Genomic DNA, 3,165 nt, shown 5'->3' on the forward strand with positions numbered 1-3,165 from the left:
TTTATTTTCTCTATTTCTTGTTTTTTTGACAAATCATATAGTAATTTGTTAAGTTCATCCAGATAACTATTCGCAATGTTTTCAATTATATTTTTCTCAAGATTATGTTCGTAATATTCAAAGCTAACTTCCAAACAACCATTAATAACCTTAGCCACTACATCTAAAATATAGTCACTATTTTCATTTAAATTTGTATCATTTAAAGAAAAATCGTTATTAATTTTGAAAATTGATGTATTGTTCTGATTATCAAATTGTCCTAAATAATTAAATTTAATTTTTGGTTTAGCTAAGTTCTTAAGCAGTGACTGCGTATATTCATCTGAGAAATCTCTTAAAATACCGAATCCCACACCTTTATGTGGTATTTCGTTTAACTTGTCACTTATTATGGTTAATACATCAATATTCGATTTATTTTCTAAATTATTTATTGTAAAACTAACAGGGAAAATGCTTGTAAACCAGCCAATCGTTCTAGATAAATCGACAGTACCATCGATATTCTCTCTTCCATGTCCCTCTAGATCTATAAGAAAATGCTTATCTTTATTCCAACTATTTAAAGACAAATATAACGGTGTTAATAATATTTCGTTTATTTTAAATTGCCCAGTCCTTAATGAATCTTTTAAAAGTTTACGAGTGGAGATAGGACTTAATTTTACAAGTACTTCTGCTCGTTTTTTCGTTCCTTCATTGGAGGTTAATGGAATATACATTTCGTTAGCAACAAACTTTTCAGTCCAATAATATTTATCTATATTTAACTTTTGCTCGTGGAAAAAGTCTTGTTGTTTCTTAGCCCATTCTTTGTATGACGTTGTTTTTGCTGGTAAGACAGCTTCTTGATCATTCATTAATTGATTATAAACTTGAGTTAAATCTTCTATGAAAATTCTCCAAGATACTCCATCCATAATTAAATGGTGAAATACTAACACTAATTTATTAGGCTGAGTAGGTGATAATTTTATAAATAATGCTTTTAGTAAATTTTGTTCTAAATTTAGACTAGATTGAACTTCATTGATATCCTTTTGTATTTCTTCGTTTTGCTCATTAATAGTTAATTTTACATAATCTTTTACTTCAAATAATAAATCAATTTTTTCTTCTATTTTTGGAATGTACGCTTCTTTTCGTTTGTAAAACCTAGCTCGAAGAACATCATGATGATGTATAATTTTCTGTAAAGATTTCTCTAATATTTCCATGTTTATAGGAGACGGCGTATCTAATATTAAGGACATATTCCAATGCTCTGGTGTTTTCAATTTCTTATTAAAGAACCAATTTTGAATTGGAGTTTTAAGTATCTCCCCAGTAATTTGATTTTGACTAATCTCAAAGTTTATAGTTTTTTTGCTAGTGTCTATATTTTTTATAGTTCTTTTCTCTAGTAAATCATTCAATTCAAGGTGAATCTCTTCTTTTTTAGCCTTGGCGACTATAAGCAAGGCCAAAATAGAATCTCCGCCCAATTCAAAGAAATCATCATCTATATTTACTTTTGGTATATCTAATACTTCACTCCATATATGACAAAGGACTTCATCTTTTGAAAGTGTCTCAGAATATGTTTCCTTGTGCTGTTCATTAGAAACAGGACTAGAATTCATCAATTTTTTCCTGTCTAATTTGCCATTATGGGTTTTAGGCCATTCATCTAAAATATTAAAAAAAGAAGGGACCATATATTGAGCAAGAGACTGTTTTAATTGATTTCTAATAAATTCAGAATTCAAGTGAGCTTTTTTATTTTTTAATATGTGTGCAACTAATTTTTTTCCGCTATTACTCTCTTTTGTCATAACTACAGCATCTTGAATATCAGGAATATTTCTTAGAGCTATTTCAATTTCTGTTAACTCAATTCGATTTCCTCTTATCTTCACTTGCCTATCATTTCTTCCGATATATTCTATATGATTTTCTAGAGTTATCCGTGCTAAGTCTCCTGTTTTATATAATTTCTTTGACGATATAACAGAGAATGGATTTTCAATAAAAGATTTAGCAGTAAGTTCTTGTTTGTTTAAGTATCCCTTTGCTAATCCATCCCCTGCTAAATAAAGCTCCCCTGCTACACCTTTTGGTTCCGGAGTAAGCTCTGAATTTAATATTAATGTTTGCATGTTGCTTATTGGGTTACCAATAGGCACATAGTTATAATTATCGTTACTATGACAAGTCCAATGAGTTACATCTATAGCTGCTTCAGTAGGTCCATAAAGATTATGGAGCTCACTATTTAGCAGGTGATGGAATTTCCTTTGTTGATTTTTTGTTAATTCCTCTCCACTACAAAAGACTCTTTTTAAAGTTAGACACGTTCCAACTTCTTCGTTTTCTAAGAATGCATTCAGCATGGAGGGTACAAAATGTACAGTTGTAACAGCTTCCGTTTTAATCGTATTTATTAAATATTGACTATCTTTATGACCTTCAGGTTTTGCGAAGACAACTCTTGCCCCAGTTATTAAAGGTAAAAATAATTCCCAAACTGATACATCAAAACTGAATGGCGTTTTTTGTAAAATAATATCTTTAGAATCAATTTCATAATATTCGCCCATCCATATTAACCTGTTTGCTACCGCACCATGATGAACCATTACTCCTTTAGGATTTCCAGTGGAACCGGATGTGTAAATAACATACATTAACTCTTCACAATTTATTTGTAAATCTAGATTGGAAATGGACTCATCCCTGTAATTTATAGTGTCAATACATAGAGCATTAATCTCTAAATAATTATATTTCCACGTTTTATTTACTAAAATAATTGAAGCTTCTGTATCATCTAATATATAGTTAATTTTAGTTTCTGGTAGGCTAGGGTCGACGGGTACATAGACAGCTCCGGCCTTTAGGATAGAAAGTAGACCTATCATCATTTCAAGAGATCTATCAAGACTTATCGCAACAAAATCACCAATTCCAACCCCATTTTTTTTAAGGTATCTTGCCAGCTGATTAGACTTTTCATTTAACTCTTTATATGTTAATGTTTTTCCTTCGTATTTTGCAGCAATCAAATTAGGTGTTTTTGCAGCTTGTTTTTCAAATAAAGAATGAATGCTTGTTTTTTCGTAATTTTTGTAAGTGTTATTAAATTTAATAAAAATATCATTACGTTCTTCTTCTGTTAAAAAA

General features: G+C 29.9%; 1 protein-coding gene. It reads right to left on the reverse strand.

Annotated features, from left to right (window positions below; translation table 11 throughout):
* The coding region (locus PVA17_RS24515) for an amino acid adenylation domain-containing protein (RefSeq protein WP_274069301.1) at positions 1-3,165 on the reverse strand (3,165 nt) is incomplete at both ends.

Source organism: Lysinibacillus sp. CNPSo 3705 (assembly GCF_028674935.1).
Taxonomy (GTDB): Bacteria; Bacillota; Bacilli; order Bacillales_A; family Planococcaceae; genus Lysinibacillus.